We start from the raw sequence: 16,552 nt of genomic DNA on the forward strand, positions 1-16,552 counted from the left end.
CTGGCCTGAGTGGACCGCCGAAACGGTCCCGGTCAGCGGGAGCGACGCAAGTCTCCTGCCAGCTTTGCCCTTGACCCGATCAGCGCGCCGGCGATGGCGAGCGAGAGGGCGCCATGGTGCCATTCCTGCCAGACGCCGACGCCGAGCATGACCGAGATCAGCCACACGCCGGCGACATAGACGACCATCATCGCGAGATCGCGTTCGACCGTGCGCCGCGCGATCCAGACCGCAGCGCTCCACAGCGTGAAGGCCCAGAGCAGGGCGCCGACGAAACCGGTCTGGAGCCAGATCGTCAGGCCGGCATTGTGTGCGTGCAGCGGCAGCAGATCGATCTCCATCCCGCGCAGCATCACCGTCTCCTCGATCGCACGGGCCGCGTCGAGCCCGTGCCCGGTGAGGGGGCGCTCGGCGATCCGGGTCATCGCGTGATCCCAGATCTCGATCCGCCAGGCCCAGCTGATCGGCAGGGAAGCGATCAAACTCTCCGGCAGGACCGAGAGCGCGATGCGGAACAGGAAGGGCGCGAGAACGAGGACGAGCGACGTGGCGACGAGCAGCCCGGGAAGGGTGCGCTGCGGGAAGCGCCAGGCGAGCGCGGCGAGCGCCAGACCGCCCGCGAGCGCGACGATATTGGCCTCCACCGAGAAGCCGGCCGCGACGAAGACCGAGAGGAGAAGAAGGACGAGCGCGCCGGTGCGCGCGGCGCGATGCCCGCTGCGCCACAGCAGGAGCGCAGCGGGGCCGGCCAGCATCAGCGCCGGCACGGCACCGCGCGAGAGCATGCGGTGCGACAGATCGAGAATGGCCCCGTGGTCGGGGGCGTAGCCTTCCACGTCGAGCTTGTAGCTCAGCGTCACCGGCGCCTGGAGCAGGGCCTCGATCGTCAAAAAGAGAAGGCTCGAGGCCGCGGCGAAGATGACGAAAGGGCGTACCCTCGCCCGGTCGGTCTCGTCGAGCTGGCCGGCGAAGAAGGGCAGGGCGATGAAGAGCGGGGTGAGCAGCGCGAGCTTGAGCGCCTGGTCGGGCCGGTCGTAGGGCGACCAGGCGAAGCTCAGGCATGTCCAGGCGATCGCGAGCGCGGCGAGGATCAGCGCCAGGGGCGGACGGGCGAGTGCGCGCACGAGCGCGCGCGGCGTCACCGCGACGAGCGCCGCCACACCGCTCAGCGCGGCGAGCGCCAGCCCGCCCGCGGCGCTGAAGAAGGCGGCGAGCACCAGGCTCGTGCGGAAGGTGGCGACCAGCCGCGCCCTCATCCGACCGCCACCGCCTCGCTGAACGCTTCCGGTGCGGCGTTCCAGAGCTTGAGCCGGGTAGCGCCCGGCACGATCTCGGCCGCGCACATATGGCCGGTCTTCACCTTCGCGTCCTGCGGCAGGGCATTCTCACCGGCCAGCCTTTCGTGGAAATAGCGCAGGATTCCGTTCGAGGTGAGGATGAGCACGGCCTGGTCCGCGGAAAGGTCGCGCGTCACCGAGGCGAGCACGGATTTGACGTTCGCCCGGATCGTGTTGGGCGAGGGCGACCATCCCGCCCCCTCGGGCGGGACCGAGCGTTCGCGCCAGGCCTCGATCGCGCCCTCGCCCCATTGTTCGGCGATCTCCGCATCGCTCCTGCCGCCCCAGACACCGTAATCGATCTCGGTGAGGCGCTCGTCGATCTCCACCTCGCCGGTGAAGCCGCATTTCTCGGCCGCCAGGCGGGCGCCGTGGCGGGTGCGCTTCAGCGGGCCGGCCAGGATGCGGTCGAGCACGATGCCTGCATCGCGGATCGCCCGGCCGATCTCGCGCGACTGTTCCAGGCCCTTTTCCACGAGCGGAAGGTCCTCCTTCGCGCCGACCCAGACCGGGGTGTCCTCGGGACCGAACGTGTTGCCGTGGCGGGCGAGGATGAGGAGCATGTCAGACGATCTCCCCTTCCCGGGCGATGATCTCGGCGGCGATCTCGGCATCGCGCGGGGAATCCACGCTCCAGGGCGTGCGGCCGCGATAGTCGGTCAGCACGATACGGATCGGGATACCGTTTTCCAGCGCGCGCAACTGTTCCAGGCTCTCGGCCTTCTCCAGGGGCGAAGGCTCGAGCGCGACGAGGCGTTCCAGGGTGGAGAAGCGGTAGGCGTAGAGCCCGATATGCTTGTAGGTTGGCGTGCCGGCCTCGGGATGGCGCTGGAAGGGAATGATCGCCTTGGAGAAGTACAAGGCCTTGAAGTCGCGGTTGAAAACGACCGTCGTGCCTCCCACCTCTCCGCTGCGCTTGGCCGCCGTCATCCTGTCCAGCGCCTCGCCGGCGAGTTCCACCGCCGGGGTCGCCATTTCGAGGCCGGGCTCGGCCTTCATGGCGCTTGCGACCGCCTCGATCACCCAGGGCGGTGTCAGTGGCGCGTCGCCCTGCAGGTTGAGGAGCACGTCGTCGGCCTTCGCGAAGGACTTCGCGGCGTCGAACACGCGCTCGGTGCCGTTGCGGCAGGCCGGATCGGTCATCACCGCCTCGCCGCCGAAGCCCGCGACGGCTTCCGCGATGCGCGCGTCGTCGGTCGCGACGATGACGCGGTCGACGCTCGGCGCGGCTTCGGCCAGGCGCCGGACGCGCTCGACCATGGGCACGCCGGCGATCTCGTGCAGCGGCTTTCCCGGAAAGCGCGAGGAGCCGTAGCGGGCGGGGATGATGGCTGTGACGGTCATGGAAGCGGGCCGCTGGCGGAGGGGGTGAAACGCGCCTCCTTCTCTGGCACGCTCCGGGCCGTCACGGAAGAGCGCTGCAGTCTTTGCGCGCACACCGCGATGGGATAGAAGGCGCCTTCCGGCGCGCCGGGCGCGCATTGTGTGTTGCGTTCGCTCGAGTTGAGTTCACAGGAGGCAAACCATGGCCGGCCATTCGAAATGGGCCAATATCCAGCACCGCAAGGGCCGTCAGGACAAGGCTCGCGGCAAGCTGTTCTCCAAGCTGTCGAAGGAGATCACGATCGCCTCGAAGATCGGCGGCCCCGATCCGGCCATGAACCCGCGCCTGCGCCTGGCGATCGCCAATGCCAAGGGCCAGTCCATGCCCAAGGACAATATCGAGCGCGCGATCAAGAAGGGCCAGGGTGGCGATGTCGAGGAATACTTCGAGATCCGCTACGAGGGCTTCGGCCCCGGCGGCGTCGGCGTGATCGTGGAGGCCTCCACCGACAACAAGAACCGCGCCGCCTCCGAGGTGCGCGCGGCCTTCTCCAAGAATGGCGGCAATCTCGGCGAGACCGGCTCGGTCTCCTTCATGTTCGACCAGGTCGGCGAGATTCGCTTCCCGCTCTCGGTCGCCGACGAGGAAGCCATGCTCGAGGCCGCCATCGAGGCGGGTGCCGAGGATGTGGTCCAGGAAGAGGGCGACGAGGACGAGGGCGAGGAAGGCGAGCACGTCGTCTACTGCGCGCGCGACGATCTCGCCGCGGTCGCCGAGACGCTGGAGGAGCGGTTCGGCGAGGCCAAGTCGGTGAAGATCGTCTGGAAGCCGCAGAACCTCACCCCGGTCGACGGGGAAAAGGTGGCCACGCTCATGAAGCTGATGGAAGCGCTCGACGATCTCGACGACGTGCAGAACGTCTACGCCAATTTCGAGATTTCCGACGAGGACATGGCGGCGCTCGCCTCCTGACCTGAAGACGCGGGGGAGCGTCCGATATGCTGATCGCCGTGGACGGGCCGCTGGCTTCGGGCAAGGGCACCATCGCCCGGGCGCTCGCCGCCCACTTCTCCCTGCCGCACATGGATACCGGCACGCTCTACCGCGCGGTCGCGGTCGAGATGCTCGAGGCCGGCGAGAATCCGCGCGACGCCGAGGCGGCCGAGGCGCGTGCGCGCGCGCTCGACCCCTCCGCCATCGACGAGAAGAAGATCCGCACCGCCGGCGCGGGCGTGGCGGCCTCCATCGTCTCGGCCCATCCCGGCGTGCGCCGCGCGCTCCTGAAGCTGCAGCAGGACTTCGCCCGCCAGCCGGGCGGGGCCGTGATGGACGGGCGCGATATCGGCACGGTCATCGCGCCGGAGGCCGAGGTGAAGCTCTACGTCACCGCCAGCGAGGAGGCGCGCGCCTGGCGCCGCCAGGCCGAGCTCGTCAATCGCGGCGAGATGATCGAGTTCGACCAGGTCCTCGCCCAGCTCAAGGAGCGCGATGCGCGCGATGCCGCCCGCTCCGCCGCGCCGCTGACCCGGGCGCCCGACGCGGTCGAGCTCGACACCACCGAGATGACGATCGACGAGGCGGTCAGAGCCGCGATCGCGATCGTGGACGAGCGGAGGGCGCGCTGAAGGCGCAGATCCCCTCCCGCCTCGGCTTCGGCGTGTCCGGCGCGCACGGCACGCCCCTCCTCCCGAGGCGCGCCACGCTGTCCCTCCTGAAAGACGCCTTCGAACGCGGCATCCGCGTGTTCGACACCGCCCCGGCCTACGGGGCCGGAGAGGCGGAGACGCGCCTCGGCCTCGCCCTGCGCGATCTGCCGCGCGAGGAGGTCTTCGTCTGCACCAAGGCCGGACTGGCGAGCGCGGGCCTGTCGCGGCGGGTGCGCGACTTCACGCCCGAAGGCCTCGAAGCCTCGCTGCGCGCCAGCCTGAAACGGCTCGGCGTCGAGGGGCTCGATGCGCTCTTCCTGCACGGCGCCGGGCCGGACGAGCTCACCGATGCGCTGTTCTCCCGTCTCGACACGCTGAAATCGGCCGGCGCCTTCGCCCTGCTCGGCGCGGCGGGACGCGGGGGCGAACTCGACGCCGCGCTGGACACAGGCCGCTTCCAGCTCCTGATGCAGCCGGTCCATCCCTTCCTCGCGCCTGACGCCGAGGCGCGCCTTCTGCGGGCGCACGCGGCCGGCGTCGAGGTCTTCGCCATCGAGACTGCCGGGTCGGGAAGCCCGCCCGTGCGCCTGCCGCGAAAGCCCGCCGATCTCTATCCGCTCGCACGCGCCTTGGCGCAGCCGCTGCGCGGTGAGACACGCCGCGTCGGCGCGGTCGAGGGGCTCCAGGCGGCGCTGGCGCGGCGCGAAGTCGGTGTCGCGCTCACGACCACGACCCGGCCCGAACACCTCGCGGCAAATGCGGCGCTTTCGCCCTGAGCCGGCCGGAATGCCCGTTGGCGGAACGGGCGGGCCCGGCTAAAGCTTGGGTCTGAAGAAGCCCGCTCGAGGATGACCATGGCCGATCTGGACCCGCTCGCCCCGCACGCCGAACGCCTGTCGAAGGCCGATCTCTCCGGCCTCGTCGGCCGCGACGAGGCCCGCGACCAGGCCCTCCTCCTGTCCGCGGCCGGACTCACCCTCGATGCGCGCAAGCAGCGTCTCGATGCCGAGGCCTGGCAGGCCCTCCTCGACCTCCTGCGCCAGAGCGATTTCGAGGCGCGCCGGCAGAAGCTCTTCGCCGGCGAGGTGGTCAACGAGACCGAGGACCGCCCCGCCCTGCACACCGCGTTGCGCAATCCCGATCGCCTGAAGGACGCCGGGACGGCAGAGCGCATCCGCCAGGCGCGGCGCGCGACGGCAAACTTCGCGATGCGCGCCGGGGAGGGTGAGTTCCTGTCGGGTCACCCCCTCAAGCGCGTCGTCAATATCGGCATCGGCGGTTCCGATCTCGGGCCCCGCTTCGTCTACGACGCGCTGAAGGCCTGGCGCCGGGACGGGGTGGAGGCGCGCTTCGTCTCCAATCTCGACCCGGCCGATCTCGAGGACGCGCTGGAGGGCGCCGAGCCGGAGACCACGCTGTTCTGCGTCACCTCGAAGAGCTTCACGACGCAGGAAACCCTGATGAATGCCCAGGCCGCGCGCGCCTGGCTCGTATCGAAGCTCGGCGAGACCGGGGTCTCCGGGCGCTTCGCCGCCGCGACCGCCGCGCCGCACAAGGCGCGCGAGTTCGGCATCGAACCGTCCCAGATCTTCCCCTTCGAGGAGGGCGTGGGCGGGCGCTATTCGCTGTGGTCGGCGGCCGGCCTCGTGCTGGAGATCGTCTTCGGGCCGGAAGTGTTCGAGGCGATGCACACCGGCGCGCGCGAGATGGACGACCATTTCCTCGACGCGCCGCTGGAGCGGAACCTTCCCGTCGCCAAGGCGCTGATCGACGTCTGGAACCGGGCCGGGCTGAGGAAGCTTTCGCGCTGCGTCGCGGCCTATTCCTCCAGGCTGGAACGCCTGCCCTTCTATCTCCAGCAGCTGGAGATGGAGAGCCTGGGCAAGTCGGTGACGCGCGAGGGCGAGACGCTCGGGGCGCATACGGCCGGACAGCTCGTCTGGGGCGGTCGCGGCAGCGACGTGCAGCACTCCTTCTTCCAGTGGCTGCACCAGGCCCCCGCCGACGCCCCGGTCGACTTCATCGCGTTGAAATCGCTCGCGACCAGCAGGGACGAGCGCGCGAAGGCACTGACCGCGAACCTGCTCGCCCAGGGCGCGGCCCTGATGGCGGGCCGCAAGGGCGAGGGCGATCTCGCCGCCCACAAGGCCATGCCGGGCGGGCGGGTGAGTTCGACGCTTCTCATGGACGATCTCGCCCCCGGAGCGCTCGGCGCGCTGATCGCCCTGCACGAGCACAAGGTGTTCACCGAGGCGGTGCTCTATCGGCTCAACCCGTTCGACCAGTGGGGGGTGGAGCTGGGCAAGCAGCTTGCGCGCGACATCGCGACGGGCGATGTCAGCGCCTTCGATCCTGCCACCCGGGACCTGATCGCGCGGCTCGGCCTGTAAGCGGTCGCCGGACCCGGGCGAATCCCGCATACTCGCGCCGCCTGACCAGGAGGGCCCGCCCCATGTCCCATCCCCTCGATCTCGACACACTCCCCCCGATGGCGAACGCCATCCGGGCCCTGTCCATGGACGCGGTCCAGCGCGCCAATTCGGGCCATCCCGGCATGCCGATGGGCATGGCCGACGCGGCCACCGTGCTGTGGGCGCGCCATCTCAAGTTCGATCCGGCCGACGTCACCTGGCCCGACCGCGACCGCTTCGTGCTCTCGGCCGGCCACGGCTCGATGCTGATCTACTCGCTCCTGCATCTCGTGGGCGTCGAGGCCGTGACGCTCGAGGAGCTGAAGAATTTCCGCCAGCTCGGCTCCAAGACCGCCGGCCACCCCGAATACGGCCATTGCCCGGGCGTGGAGACCACGACCGGCCCGCTCGGCCAGGGCATCTCCACCGCCGTCGGCATGGCGCTCGCCGAGCGGCTCCTGAACGCGCGATTCGGCGACGATCTCGTCGATCACCGCACCTGGGTGATCGCCTCCGACGGCGATTTGCAGGAAGGCATCAGCCACGAGGCGATCTCGCTTGCCGGGCATCTCAAGCTCAGCAAGCTCATCGTGCTCTGGGACGACAACGAGATCTCGATCGACGGCGACACGAACCTGTCGGACTCCGTCGATCACCGCGCCCGCTTCGAGGCGGCGGGCTGGAAGGTGCTCGACTGCGACGGCCACGACATGAAGGCCATCGACAAGGCGCTGGACGCCGCCAAGACCTCCGACCGCCCGGTTATGATCGATGTGCGCACCGTGATCGGCTACGGCGCGCCCAACAAGCAGGGCACGGCCGCGACGCATGGCGCGCCCCTGGGCGCGGACGAGATCGCCGCGGCCCGCGAGGCGCTCGGCTGGGAGCACGGCCCGTTCGAGATTCCCGATGACATTCTCGCGCGCTGGCGCTCGGTCGGAGACCTCAGTGCGCAGGAGCGCAAGCGCTGGCAGGATCGTCTCGAGGCCTGCGGAAGCAAGGGCGCGTTCGAGGCCCAGCTCTCGCTAACCCCGCCGCCCGCCGCGCTCGACGCGCTACGCGCCTACACCGCCAGGATCGCGGCGGAAAAGCCCGCGCTGGCGAGCCGAGCCGCCTCGGGCAACACGCTCAACGCCATCGCCGAGGCCTTCCCGGGCCTCGTCGGCGGTTCGGCCGACCTGACGGGTTCGAACCTGACGAAGGCGAAGTCCCAGGGCGTCGTCACCGCAGACGATTTCTCCGGCAGCTACATCCATTACGGCATTCGCGAGCACGCCATGGCCGCGGCGATGAACGGGATGAGCCTGCACGGCGGGATCCGGCCCTATGGCGGGACCTTCCTCATCTTCTCGGACTATTGCCGCCCGGCGGTGCGTCTGTCCGCGCTGATGAACCAGCCGGTGATCTATGTCTTTACCCACGATTCCATCGGCCTGGGCGAAGACGGCCCGACCCACCAGCCGGTCGAGCATCTCTCCGCCCTGCGCGCCATGCCCAACGTGCAGACATTCCGGCCCTGCGACGCGCTGGAAACCGCCGAGGCCTGGGCCTGCGCGCTCGAACGCACCGACGGGCCGACGACGCTCGCCCTGTCGCGCCAGAAGCTGCCGCATCTGAGAGAAGACGACGGCTCGGCCAACCTGTCGGCCCGCGGCGCCTACGTGCTGCGCGAGGCCGAGGGCGGCAAGCCGCAGATCGTGCTGATCGCGACGGGTTCGGAGGTCGAGCTGGCGGTGAAGGCGCAGGAGATGCTGGCGGAAAAGGGCGTGCGCGCCCGCGTCGTGTCCGCGCCGTGCCTGGAGCGCTTCCTCGCCGAGGATCGGGACTATCGCGAAAGCGTCGTGCCGGCCGGCCTTCCCAAGGTGGCCGTCGAGGCCGCCGCGCGCTGGGGCTGGGACGGCCTCATCGGCATCGAGGGCGGTTTCGTCGGCATGGACGGCTTCGGCGCCTCGGCTCCGGCCGAGGAGCTCTACGCCCATTTTGCCATCACCGCCGAGCGGGTCGCCGAGGAGGCGCTGAAGCGGGTCTAGTTGCCTGCTTCGCCCGTCATCCGCGCACCCACCGCATGGACCACGAGCGGGCCGCCGGAGAGCGGCGCGATGCCGATATAGTCCCCGCTGCCGGCCTCGATGGCGGGCACGTCGAAGGTGAAGGTGAAGGCTTGCGGCGTCTCGCCCGCCTCGAAGCGGTGCCAGCCGGAATCCCCGTCGTCGTTCGTCGAGTAGGCGAGGGCGAATTCGCTCGTCTGCGGCGCGCTCGCGACGAAAAAGACCTCGACGCTGTTGCCGGAGAGCACGGTCGCCGTGCCGGTCGGGATTTCCAGCGCCACCCCGCCGGTGAACCCGCTCGAGGCGGGCAGCTCGTCGAGCGTGCCGGTCAGGAGGTAGCCGCCGCCATCGGCCTCCCAGCCGAGCCCTTCGGGAATCCGCAGCGGGGTCTGTCCGGCCGCGAATGTGTAGTCGAGGAAGAACTCGGCATCCTCGTAGGCGGACAGGTCGGGATGGGTGTCGGCCGGCGCCGTCTCGCCGTTCGGGGCGGGGACCTCGGTGCCGGTCTCGGGCGTCTGCGGCTCCGGCGCGGCCCGCTCGCCGCAGGCGGCGAGCGAGACCAGGAGCAGGCTGGAGAGGGCGGAAACGGTCGGTCGCATGGGGCGAACTCCCTGTCTGCGAAGGTCTATTGCGCGCTCGGGCGAACGGCCAGCGCGGCGAGGTCGAAGGCCTGGCCGCCCTCGGGCGGCAGGATCACGATATGGTCGGGATCGGGGTCGGCCGCTTCGGGCACGGCGTAGGTGAAGACGGCCTTCTGCCAGTCCGTGGTCAGCACCATCTCCTGCCAGCCCGAATTCATGCCGGGGCCGGCGACCCAGGCGGCGCGGATCGCGGGACGCGCGCCCTCGCCGATCTCCCCGGCGGCGCGCACGACGAGGGTGACGATCACGGTCTGGCCGGCATAGGCGGTCGTGCGGTCCGCGCTCAGCCGGTAGGAGAGTCCCAGGCCCGGATTGGCGAGGACCGCGTCGGGATCGGCCGAGCCGGACACCCGCAGATGGCCGGGATCGGCCTCCTCGATGACGGCCACGCTGATGCCGGCGCCCGAGGACAGGTCGCCCTGGGCGCGATAGGTGGTCGGCGCGATGATGAGGTCTGGCTCGGCGAGATCGAAGCGCTCGGCGAGCGCGGAGGCCGCCGGCGACATCGCGCTCGCGCCCTGCCCGCCCGTCCGGTCGCCGCCCTGATAGCCGGCCTCCTCGCCCACGCGATCGGCCTGCTCGCTGCAGGCGCCAAGGGCAAGGGGAAGGCTCGCCAGGAGTGCGGGGGCAAGGCGTGTCATGGATCAGGTCTCCGCGTCGCGGCTCGCATCGGTGCGTCTCGGTCTTCGAACGCGCCCCCGGCGAGCGCTGTTCCGGGACCGGCCCGAGTGGAATGACGACTCGCAGGCCGCTTCGAGCCCCTCGACCGGACGCGGAACCGGGACCGCCTGCCGGCAAGACCGGATTCCGCTTGCGTCGGAACTCTCTCTCGCCTATCCGTGTAAGAATACGAATCGCATTCGGATTTTAGATGTCTACCGCCAAGCAGTCGCGCAGTCGCAAATCGGAGCAGCGGATTCTTGCCGCCGTGCGGCGCTTGCTGGTGAGTGGAGGTCTGGAAGGCATGACGGTCGCCGACATCGCTCGTGAAGCGGACGTGTCGGTGGGCGGTTTCTATGCCCGTTTTCCCAGCAAGGCTGCGGCGATTGTCCGTCTGTGCGACGAGAGTTTTCTCGACCGGTATGTGGAGCGGGCGGAAGCCCTTTTCCGTCTCGATCGCTGGCGGGGAGCGCACGCGGAACAGATTCTTCGCGCCTATCTCGAGTTGGCCGTCGAGACCTTTCGCGAAAACCGGATCTTGCTCGCCGAGGTGGCGCGCTGGAGCCGCGCCAGCTCCGATGAGCATTTCCGCCGCCGGGTTGCGGAGTTCGGCCGGCGTATCCATGCGATCATCCGACCGGTGCTGCTGCAGGCGAGAGGCATCAGCCATCCTGTCCCCGGGCGCGCGATCGATCTCGGAATGATCGGCGTGGCCGCGATCATCCGTGAGGTGATCCTGTTCGCAGACGAACGTCCTGACATCGATGTCGATGACGATGCTCTCGTGGATGAGATGCACGTCCTCTTCACCGGCTATCTCGCGGCCGGGTGAGATTTCCTGAACGGAGACTGGGTGATGAAGCCGAAGCTGATTTTCGTTTTGCTGGGCTGGTTGCTTGTGCTGTGCGCTCCCGCCCGCGCCGAAGCGCCGGAGTTGGCCCCGTGCGAGGCCGCCGGCGGTTCGTCCGCCCTTTGCGGCCTCTATCCGGTCTACGAAAACCGGGCGCAGCGGGTGGGACGGATGTTCGATCTCAATATCATGGTCCTGCCCGCCACCGAGGAGGCGACGAAGGCACCGGTCTTCTTCCTGACCGGCGGACCGGGCGAGGCGGCGACCGACGCCGGGGCTATGTTCCTCGGGGAGGACTGGAGCCTTGTTCGCCGCGAGCGCGACATCGTGCTGGTTGACCAGCGCGGGACGGGCCGCAGCAATCGGCTCGACTGTCCCGTGACGGAGCCGAATGCCGCCCTGCGCGCGCTCAACGTCTTCGAGATGCCCGACGGCTTCATCCATCGGTGTCTGGAGCAGCTCGCCGGGTCTGCCGATGTCCGGCACTACACGACGCCTGTGGCGATGGACGATCTGGACGAGGTTCGCGCCGCGCTCGGTTATGACCGCATCGTCCTCTACGGTGCTTCCTACGGAACGCGTGCGGCATTCGTCTACATGCGCCGCCACCCCCAAAGCGTGGAATCGGTCGTGCTCCGCGCGATCGCCCCGGTGAACATGCGTGCGGTGCTGCCGGCGGCGCGCCATGCCCAGAACGCCTTTGAGGGCCTGGTGCGGCGCTGCCGGGCCGAGGCCGAGTGCGCTGCCCGTCATGGCGATCTGGAGGCGGGACTGGACGAAGTTCTGGCGCGGCTGGAGCGCGAGCCGGCCGCGATAGAGACGCTTCACCCATTCACCGGCGAAGCCGTCACGATCGTGCTGACCCGGGACATCTTTGCCGGGGCCCTCGCCTGGTTCATGGCCGCGCCGCAGGGCCAGGACCTCGTCGCGCCCGTGATCGCCGCGGCGCGCACGGGCGACTACGCCCCGTTTCTCGGCGCGGCACTGCCCATCGCCGTCGGGGCGACCGCGAACTGGAGTCTCGGCATGGCGCTCACGGTGATCTGCAATGAGGACATGCGCTTCGTCGATCCGCGCGAAATCGAGGTCGCGACGGCCGGCAGCTTCATGGGCGGCCAGCGCGTCCGCAACGGGCTCGAAGCCTGTTCCACCTGGCCGGATGCCGGGATCGGTCTCGACTATCTCGAGCCGGTGCGCTCGGACCTGCCGGTCCTGATGATATCCGGCGAGTACGACCCGATCGACGGGCTGGACCTGGCGCTCGACGCGGAGCGCTATCTGACCGATGTCCGCCACATCATCATACCCGGCGGCACGCACCAGCCCCAGTTTCCAGGCTGTACCATGCGGGCGGTTCAAGACTTCCTCGGAGCCCCCGGCGAGGGTGTGGACGCCTGCCAACCCTGAGCTAGGCCCGGGCGGGCGTCACACCCGCTCGGCCACGCCGAAGGCGATCAGGCGCTCGATCGCCTCGATGCCGCGGTCCGGTCCGAGTGCGGCGAAGTCGTCCGCGCCGAGGACGTCGCCGGCGAGGAAGGCGTCCAGGGCCTGCTCGGCCGGCTTGTCGAACAGGATCTCCCCGCCCGGCGCCACCAGGGCAAGATGGCTCTCGTCGGCATCGGCGAGGCGCAGCTGGACGAGGGGGCGCCTGCGGATCCTGGTCTCCTGCGTCACCGGCCCGCCGGCGATCGCGCCCGCAAGGTCGGGCTGGCGGGTGCGCAGGAAGGTGTCGGCGAACAGGTCGGCGACCGCGTCGAGATCGGCGGTCTCGCGCGCGGCCTCGAGGGCTGCCTCGAACCGTTCGCGCAGCACCGAGCGGTCGAAATCGTCGCGGTGATGGCCCGGCGGCAGCGACCGGCGCAGCTCCGGCGCCTTCAGCGCGGCCTCCGAGACCGCCTCGAGCAGGAAGTCCGCCCAGGTCTTGACCAGTATCCCCGTGGTGATGTGCAGCGAGGGCGCGCCCGGTTCGCTGATCGCGTCGTGCATCATCCCGCGCGGCACGTAGAGCACGTCGCCCGGCTGCAGCACGAAATCCTCGCTGGGCTCGCCCGGGGCATACTGGCCCGGCGTGAAGCGCTCGCCGCGGAACGGCACGCCGGCCGGGCTGTCATAGAGCCGCCAGCGCTTGGTGCCCTCCACCTGGAGCACGAAGACGTCGTGGTTGTCGTAATGGGTCTCGAAACCCTGCGCGCTTGCCGGGGTGAGGTAGATGTTGGTCTGCACGTGGGCGGAGAAGATCGCTTCCAGCGAGCGGCAGTAGGCGGCCAGTGCTCGCACGCGGCGGTGAAGTTGCGGCAGGATGATGGTCGCGCCCTGCTGGAATAGACGCGCGATAGCGCCCCGGTCGGCCTGTCCCTCGCGCAGATAGTCGCCGGGGCCGACCTTCGGCGCGGACCGCGCGAGGCTGATCTCGCCTTCGTAGAAGGGTTGGCGCGCGATGAGATCGTCGATCGCCGCGATCGAGATCAGCCCGGTGAAATCGCGGCCCCGCGCCTGCACCCTCAGCGGTGCGCGCTCGTAAGTCCCGGCGAGGAATCCGGCCGGGTCGGCCGTGCACAGCAGCTCCGCGAGCGCGGACAGGTCGGCGCCGGAATGGGTTGGCGTCATGACCTAGCAGCGCCGTCCCTGGCCGATCGGGTCGGCATAGTTGCCGGTGTCGCTGTCGCTGCAGCTGCGCGGCCCGCGCCCGCCGCCCGGCGGGTCGGCATAGGCGCCGGTATCGCCGTCGGTATAGCCGGTTCCGCGGCAATGGCGGCCTTGGCCGGAGGGGTCGGCATAGGTCCCGCTGTCGGCATCGCTGCAGCCGCTGCCGGTATAGCCGCGCCCGCCGCCCGGCGGGTCGGCATAGGCACCGGTATCGCCGTCGGTATAGCCGGTTCCGCGGCAATGGCGGCCTTGGCCGGAGGGGTCGGCATAGGTACCGCTGTCGGCATCGCTGCAGCCGCTGCCGGTATAGCCGCGCCCGCCGCCCGGCGGGTCGGCATAGGCGCCGGTATCGCCGTCGGTATAGCCGGTTCCGCGGCAATGGCGGCCCTGACCGGCGGGGTCGGCATAGGTGCCGGTGTCCCCGTCGGTGCAGCTGCGCCCGCCATAGCCGGCGCCGCGTCCGTAGCCGGGCGCGTCGGCATAGGGTCCCGAATCGCTATCGGTATAGCCGGTATAGCCCGGCCCGGTGGTGGCGCATCCACCGAGGCCGAGCAAGGTCGCACCGCCCGCTACGCGGGCCAGAAATGATCGCCGTGACAGCGAGCGCTTCTTGCTCATCCTGTCCCCCCTTGGTTCGGCGTCCCTCGCGCGGATCGTCCGAATGCCATACATCGTACAGGGTTTTTTCGCGTGCGCCATCCCGCCGCGAGGAGAATCCGCTGCGCGTTTGGGTGAAGGCGAGGGCAGTCACGCCGGACGCGCCGCGCTATGCTCGCCCGCATGAGCCTTGCGATTCGCATTCTCGGGATCGATCCCGGCCTCAACGCCACCGGCTGGGGCGTCATCGAGCAGGCCGGCACCCGCCTGTCGGCCATCGCCTGGGGTGTCATCAAGGCGCCCGCGAAGGCGCCGATGGCCGAGCGCCTGCGCCACATCCACGACGCGGTCGAGGCGCTGATCGAGGCTCACGCTCCGGCCGAAGCCGCGGTGGAGGACCAGTTCGTTTCCGCCAATGCCGGCTCGGCGCTGAAGCTCGGCCAGGCCCGTGCGGCCGCGGTGCTCGCCCCGGCGCGAGCCGGGCTTCCCGTCGCCGAGTACGCGCCGCGCCTCGTGAAGAAGTCCGTGGTCGGCACCGGCGCGGCAGACAAGGGGCAGATCGCGGCGATGATCGCCGTCCTCCTGCCGGGGACGAAGGCCGAGGCCGATGCCGCCGACGCGCTCGCCATCGCCATCTGCCACGCCCATCACCGCAGCGCACGTGCGAGGCTGGCCTCATGATCGGCAAGCTGAAAGGCATCGTCGACGCGATCGGCGAGGACGAGCTGGTCCTCGACGTCGCCGGGGTCGGCTATCTCGTCACCGCCGGCGCGAGAACCCTTGCAAGGCTGGAGCCGGGTGGCGAGGCGGTGCTGCACATCGAGACCTATGTGCGCGAGGACGTGTTCCGGCTCTACGGCTTTCTCGACGACATGGAGCGGGCCTGGTTCGTCCGCCTGCAGAGCGTGCAGGGAGTCGGGGCCAAGCATGCGCTGGCGATGCTCGACGCCGTCCCGGCCGGCGAGATCGAGAACGCGGCCGCGCTCGGCGATGCCTCCACCTTCGAGCGGGCCAAGGGCGTGGGCAAGAAGCTCGCCCAGCGCATCGCGGCGGAGCTGAAGGACAAGGCCCCGCCCACCGGGCGCCAGCTCGCCGGCCGTAGCCTTGCCGCCGTGGTGGGCACCGGCAAGCCCGCTTCCGCGGCGCCGGCCGAACCCTCCGCCGGCGCGGCGCGCGAAGGCGCGGTTTCCGCGCTCGTCAATCTCGGCTATGGCGAGAGCGAGGCTCGTCAGGCCGCCGCCGCGGCCGCCCGCACGCTGGGCGCGGAGGCGAATGAGGCCGCCCTCATCCGCACCGCCCTGAAGGAGCTGGCGCGATGAGCGAGGAGGAGACCCGCATCGTCTCGCCCGACCCGGCTGCCGGCGACACGCGCGACAAGGCGCTGCGCCCGCTGAGCTTCGACGAGTTCGTCGGCCAGCCCGCCGCCATCGCCAACCTGAAGGTCTTCGTCGAGGCCGCCGCACGGCGCGGCGAGGCTCTAGACCATGTGCTCCTGTCCGGTCCGCCGGGCCTCGGCAAGACGACGCTCGCCCAGATCGTCGCGCGCGAACTCGGGGTGAATTTCCGTGCGACCTCCGGACCGGTCATCGCGCGGGCCGGCGATCTCGCGGCGATCCTGACCAATCTTGAAGAGCGCGACGTCCTGTTCATCGACGAGATCCACCGCCTGCTGCCGGCGGTGGAGGAGATCCTCTATCCGGCGATGGAGGATTTCTGCCTCGATCTCGTCATCGGGGAGGGGCCGAGCGCGCGCACCGTGCGCATCGACCTGCCGCCCTTCACCCTGGTCGGTGCGACGACGCGCGCGGGCCTGCTGGCAACCCCGCTGCGCGACCGGTTCGGCGTGCCGGTGCGGCTGGAATTCTACGACGAGGCCGAGTTGGCCAGCATCGTCACGCGCGGGGCCGGCAAGCTCGGGGCCGCCATGGACGAGGCGGGTGCGCGCGAGATCGCCCGCCGGGCCCGCGGCACGCCGCGCGTCGCCGGGCGCCTCCTGCGCCGGGTGCGCGATTTCGCGGACGCGGAGGGGGCGACGCTCATCGACCGCAAGGTCGCCGACCGGGCGCTCAAACGCCTGGAGGTCGACGAGATCGGCCTCGACAGCCTGGACCGGCGCTATCTGAAAATCCTCATCGAGGGCTTTGCCGGCGGGCCGGCCGGCGTGGAGACTTTGGCCGCGGCCTGCGCGGAGGCGCGCGATGCGCTCGAGGAGGTCGTCGAGCCCTTCCTCATCCAGCAGGGCTTCATCCAGCGCACCCCGCGCGGGCGCATCGCCGCCCCGCGCGCCTGGCGGCACATGGGCCTGGAACCGCCGCGCAGCGCGCCCGACCTGTTCTCCGAGTCCAAGTAGACATCGCGCCGCGCGATTCCCATATGCTGTCCAGTCAGGGCA

Annotated in this window: 17 protein-coding genes; 10 read left to right on the forward strand and 7 right to left on the reverse strand. The window is 70.2% G+C overall.

What is annotated here, in order from left to right:
- Nucleotides 1-32: 32 nt before the first annotated feature.
- Genes JW792_RS16185 through kdsB form a run of 3 tightly spaced genes read right to left on the reverse strand, consistent with a single transcriptional unit; the run spans nucleotide 33 to nucleotide 2,681 of the window.
- Nucleotides 33-1,256, reverse strand: a complete 1,224-nt coding sequence (locus JW792_RS16185; protein ID WP_135994772.1) for an O-antigen ligase family protein — start codon at nucleotides 1,254-1,256, stop codon at nucleotides 33-35.
- On the reverse strand, nucleotides 1,253-1,900 hold the full coding sequence (locus JW792_RS16190; protein WP_135994771.1) for a histidine phosphatase family protein: 648 nt from the start codon (nucleotides 1,898-1,900) through the stop codon (nucleotides 1,253-1,255). The genes JW792_RS16185 and JW792_RS16190 overlap by 4 nt, the downstream gene beginning before the upstream one ends.
- 1 nt (nucleotide 1,901) lies before the next feature.
- Nucleotides 1,902-2,681 (reverse strand): 3-deoxy-manno-octulosonate cytidylyltransferase, encoded by a 780-nt coding sequence (gene kdsB / locus JW792_RS16195; RefSeq protein ID WP_135994770.1) that lies wholly within the window; start codon nucleotides 2,679-2,681, stop codon nucleotides 1,902-1,904.
- A 181-nt stretch (nucleotides 2,682-2,862) separates the two neighbouring features.
- Between kdsB and JW792_RS16200 the strand changes: the two genes are divergently transcribed.
- The 5 genes from JW792_RS16200 (at nucleotide 2,863) to tkt (ending at nucleotide 8,748) form a co-directional block, all read left to right on the forward strand.
- Complete coding sequence (locus tag JW792_RS16200; protein ID WP_135994769.1) at nucleotides 2,863-3,633, forward strand: YebC/PmpR family DNA-binding transcriptional regulator; 771 nt, start codon at nucleotides 2,863-2,865, stop codon at nucleotides 3,631-3,633.
- Between the two features lie 26 nt (nucleotides 3,634-3,659).
- Nucleotides 3,660-4,286: a (d)CMP kinase gene (gene cmk / locus JW792_RS16205; protein ID WP_135994768.1), complete on the forward strand. Its 627-nt coding sequence runs from the start codon at nucleotides 3,660-3,662 to the stop codon at nucleotides 4,284-4,286.
- Nucleotides 4,287-4,318: 32 nt separating this feature from the next.
- On the forward strand, nucleotides 4,319-5,083 hold the full coding sequence (locus tag JW792_RS16210) for an aldo/keto reductase (RefSeq protein ID WP_158291533.1): 765 nt from the start codon (nucleotides 4,319-4,321) through the stop codon (nucleotides 5,081-5,083).
- A gap of 78 nt (nucleotides 5,084-5,161) precedes the next feature.
- Entirely contained in the window at nucleotides 5,162-6,697 is a 1,536-nt protein-coding gene (gene pgi / locus JW792_RS16215; protein WP_135994766.1) for a glucose-6-phosphate isomerase, read from the forward strand.
- Nucleotides 6,698-6,759: 62 nt separating this feature from the next.
- Nucleotides 6,760-8,748, forward strand: coding sequence for a transketolase (gene tkt / locus JW792_RS16220; RefSeq protein ID WP_135994765.1), 1,989 nt, complete (start codon nucleotides 6,760-6,762; stop codon nucleotides 8,746-8,748).
- Here the strand turns inward: tkt and JW792_RS16225 are convergent.
- Nucleotides 8,745-9,365, reverse strand: a complete 621-nt coding sequence (locus JW792_RS16225; protein ID WP_135994764.1) for a hypothetical protein — start codon at nucleotides 9,363-9,365, stop codon at nucleotides 8,745-8,747. The two genes, tkt and JW792_RS16225, sit on opposite strands and share 4 nt — an antisense overlap.
- 26 nt (nucleotides 9,366-9,391) lie before the next feature.
- Nucleotides 9,392-10,048: a hypothetical protein gene (locus JW792_RS16230; protein WP_135994763.1), complete on the reverse strand. Its 657-nt coding sequence runs from the start codon at nucleotides 10,046-10,048 to the stop codon at nucleotides 9,392-9,394.
- A gap of 230 nt (nucleotides 10,049-10,278) precedes the next feature.
- On the opposite strand from JW792_RS16230, the gene JW792_RS16235 reads away from it, so the two are divergent.
- A complete protein-coding gene (locus JW792_RS16235) occupies nucleotides 10,279-10,899 on the forward strand; it encodes a TetR/AcrR family transcriptional regulator (protein WP_135994762.1) in 621 nt (206 codons plus the stop codon).
- A 24-nt stretch (nucleotides 10,900-10,923) separates the two neighbouring features.
- On the forward strand, nucleotides 10,924-12,324 hold the full coding sequence (locus tag JW792_RS16240) for an alpha/beta hydrolase (RefSeq protein ID WP_135994761.1): 1,401 nt from the start codon (nucleotides 10,924-10,926) through the stop codon (nucleotides 12,322-12,324).
- A gap of 18 nt (nucleotides 12,325-12,342) precedes the next feature.
- On the opposite strand, the gene JW792_RS16245 is transcribed toward JW792_RS16240, so the two are convergent.
- Together JW792_RS16245 and JW792_RS16250 are read right to left on the reverse strand one after the other, a co-directional pair.
- A complete protein-coding gene (locus JW792_RS16245; protein ID WP_135994760.1) occupies nucleotides 12,343-13,524 on the reverse strand; it encodes a cupin domain-containing protein in 1,182 nt (393 codons plus the stop codon).
- Between the two features lie 3 nt (nucleotides 13,525-13,527).
- The gene (locus tag JW792_RS16250; protein ID WP_135994759.1) at nucleotides 13,528-14,181 is read right to left on the reverse strand and encodes a hypothetical protein; all 654 of its coding nucleotides are present in this window, start codon (nucleotides 14,179-14,181) and stop codon (nucleotides 13,528-13,530) included.
- A 162-nt stretch (nucleotides 14,182-14,343) separates the two neighbouring features.
- Here JW792_RS16250 and ruvC point away from each other — a divergent pair, with 162 nt between their 5' ends.
- The 3 genes from ruvC to ruvB are packed head-to-tail and all read left to right on the forward strand — an operon-like array spanning nucleotide 14,344 to nucleotide 16,510.
- Nucleotides 14,344-14,841 (forward strand): crossover junction endodeoxyribonuclease RuvC, encoded by a 498-nt coding sequence (gene ruvC, locus JW792_RS16255; RefSeq protein ID WP_135994758.1) that lies wholly within the window; start codon nucleotides 14,344-14,346, stop codon nucleotides 14,839-14,841.
- A complete protein-coding gene (gene ruvA, locus JW792_RS16260) occupies nucleotides 14,838-15,479 on the forward strand; it encodes a Holliday junction branch migration protein RuvA (RefSeq protein ID WP_135994757.1) in 642 nt (213 codons plus the stop codon). The genes ruvC and ruvA overlap by 4 nt, the downstream gene beginning before the upstream one ends.
- Nucleotides 15,476-16,510, forward strand: a complete 1,035-nt coding sequence (ruvB, locus tag JW792_RS16265; RefSeq protein ID WP_135994756.1) for a Holliday junction branch migration DNA helicase RuvB — start codon at nucleotides 15,476-15,478, stop codon at nucleotides 16,508-16,510. Before ruvA ends, ruvB begins: the two co-directional genes overlap by 4 nt.
- The last annotated feature ends 42 nt before the right edge of the window (nucleotides 16,511-16,552 follow it).

The organism is Marinicauda algicola (genome assembly GCF_017161425.1).
Classification (GTDB): Bacteria; Pseudomonadota; Alphaproteobacteria; order Caulobacterales; family Maricaulaceae; genus Marinicauda; species Marinicauda algicola.